Consider the following 2,332-nt stretch of genomic DNA (forward strand, 5'->3'; position numbering starts at 1 on the left):
ACCACAGCGTCATGAACCATACGGTCCAACCTACTCTCACAATCGCTATGTCGATCTCCTCATAGAAACTGGTCTGTCTTCCAGGAACGAAGCCGTGGTCAACAGCGGCAGTTCCGGTGCGACCGCAATCGAAAGGAACAATCGTGGCAAGGAAAACAATCGAACAGCGCCTGGCTGAACTGGATGCGCAACGTTCCGCCCTCAAGGCCCGCCTCTCGAAAACCGAGCGCAACAACGATATGCGCCGCAAGGTCCTGATTGGCTCGCTCGTTCTGCATCACCTGGAGACCGCGAATGATCAGGAGTTTAAGCAACAGCTCGATGACTGGCTGCGCCGCGAACTGCCGGGCTTTCTGACGCGCGACAGTGACAAGGCGCTGTTTGCCGATCTGATCGGACAAGGACTGCCGGGCACAGGTGAGAATGATAACAGCGGGCAGGGTGCTCCATGAACCGATTGCGACTTGCCCGGGACGCATTCAAGAACATGATGCGAGCCGCCGCGCCCTGATGAGGTGCGCCATCTGCCGGCGCACGGACAGTTGCTGTTCCTGGCCGGGCAACGACCAGTTTTCGCTGAAAAGCTTGCCTACTTTGCCGATCCGGAATTCAGGGAGATGTTCGATCCAGTCTGACGGGAAGCGTGTCCAGAAGGCGGTTGGGCAACCCGTCACACCATTGTACGCGCGGCCCTCGTGCTATCTTGACCGTAGTGGGAAGTGGATATGGCTCGGCAAGCCCCGAGAACAGGCGTTCACTGCAACGGAATATGGTACGCGGTGATCCAGCCTGTCCTGACGCGAACGCGCTCCCCATAGTGCCGAAGTGAGCGGCAGGACGGGCGTGCGTCTTGCTGTGAAGGAATAAAAGTGGAGGCGTGCTGCGTGTTTTCAACGACAACGACCATGAATGCGTCCGCTGTATCGTTGGCGCGGCCCGGATCGGGATGGGCGAAACAGGCCGGAGCTATTCCGGACTGCTCTATTCACGCTTCTGTCGTTCTAGGCGAGACAGCCGATAGTTTTAGGATCGCATATGATCCATAATCGATTAGTTCAAATTTAAAGAATTACTTATTATATCTTAAATCCGGAATAACGCTATTTTGGAACCGGAGCGGTGTGTTACACATAGCGGGTTTTGGATCGATTGCGTATCTCATTTACTATGCCGTAAGCTCCCACATGAGCTGTGGGGCTCCTGGCGCTTGTGACACCCCGGGCATGACACTTTTTGGGCTGATAATCTATCTGGGTATACCTGCAAACAGGTGTTTTGACGCTTAAAATCTGGATCGACCTCCGCTCTACGAGGCGATAGCGACCTGGGACCCATCGGAAAGGCGAACCGAACGGCTGGCGCACTGTCGTTGACGCCATGGGCGGAGGCTTACAGATTAAGCATATCCTTGAGAGCTAATTGACAAATTGAGTGAAAGTCTCGATTGATCTCCACGTTTCATGGGAACGAGCAACGTTTTTCTAGCTCAAATACTTTCCCGAATATTGGCTACTCGTATTCTATTTATTTCATCAAGCATGCCGCTTCCAGCTATCTGGAGCGGCTTTTGATAGAGGTAAGCCAATGCTCTCATTGGGAAAAATCTAATGTAGATCAATTGGCGCGGATGTTCTCACATAGTTCGCCCGTTGTTCCGCGACAGTTATGAGGCTGATAATTCGCCGGGGAGGCGCTGCAACTGCTTGCCGCTCTCGTCGCCTTCAGCCAGCAACGCAATGCGGGCTTGAGCGACGGACAGCAGGGGCACGCTCAGTGCCCTTTGGTCTCGCTATCTTTCTTCGCCCGATCGTGATGCCACTTGATCGCATAATACATGCCTATGCCGAGCACTATGATCTTGGCCGGGAAAGACGAGAGGAAACCAATCTACCCAAGAAGCATCAGACATTTCGAGCATTTCCATTCTGCTGTTTGGAATTGGCTATCCTCAAGGATAGCACTCACTCGAAATGTCTCGGCGATCAAGCTTGCACTCTTGGCGCGGCCCAACCACCGCCGTAGTAAGCTCTATTCGACAATTTGAGCAGGCGTAAGACTCTGTATGGTGAAAGCGGACTACTAAAAATGCCATCGTAATTCTGGAAATATCTGTCCAAACGGCGTCGACGCCGCCAAAGTGTTGATTATTTTACGGAATTTTGGCGCCCGTTTTTTTCAAGGATTTTCTTTTTTTGCCCATTGACGTAAGCGCAAGCTGCTCTCTATAAGTCCGCTCACTGAACGAGGGCGGCGGCGCTGCTGGCGACGAAGTCTTTCGTTCTAAAGAAATCAAGTTGATGAGCTGACTGCTTGTTGTTTTCCAAGGGCTTTT

At 52.7% G+C, this 2,332-nt stretch carries 1 protein-coding gene and 1 pseudogene; both read left to right on the forward strand.

Going from position 1 to position 2,332, the window contains the following annotated elements:
• The first annotated feature begins 143 nt into the window (after window positions 1-143).
• A complete protein-coding gene (locus tag F617_RS0126740) occupies window positions 144-452 on the forward strand; it encodes an anti-sigma factor antagonist (protein WP_019567435.1) in 309 nt (102 codons plus the stop codon).
• A gap of 54 nt (window positions 453-506) precedes the next feature.
• Window positions 507-635, forward strand: a pseudogene (locus F617_RS28580) (type IV secretory system conjugative DNA transfer family protein); the annotation flags it as partial.
• Window positions 636-2,332: the final 1,697 nt, after the last annotated feature.

The sequence above is a fragment of the Agrobacterium sp. 10MFCol1.1 genome (genome assembly GCF_000381165.1).
Lineage (GTDB): Bacteria > Pseudomonadota > Alphaproteobacteria > Rhizobiales > Rhizobiaceae > Agrobacterium > Agrobacterium tumefaciens.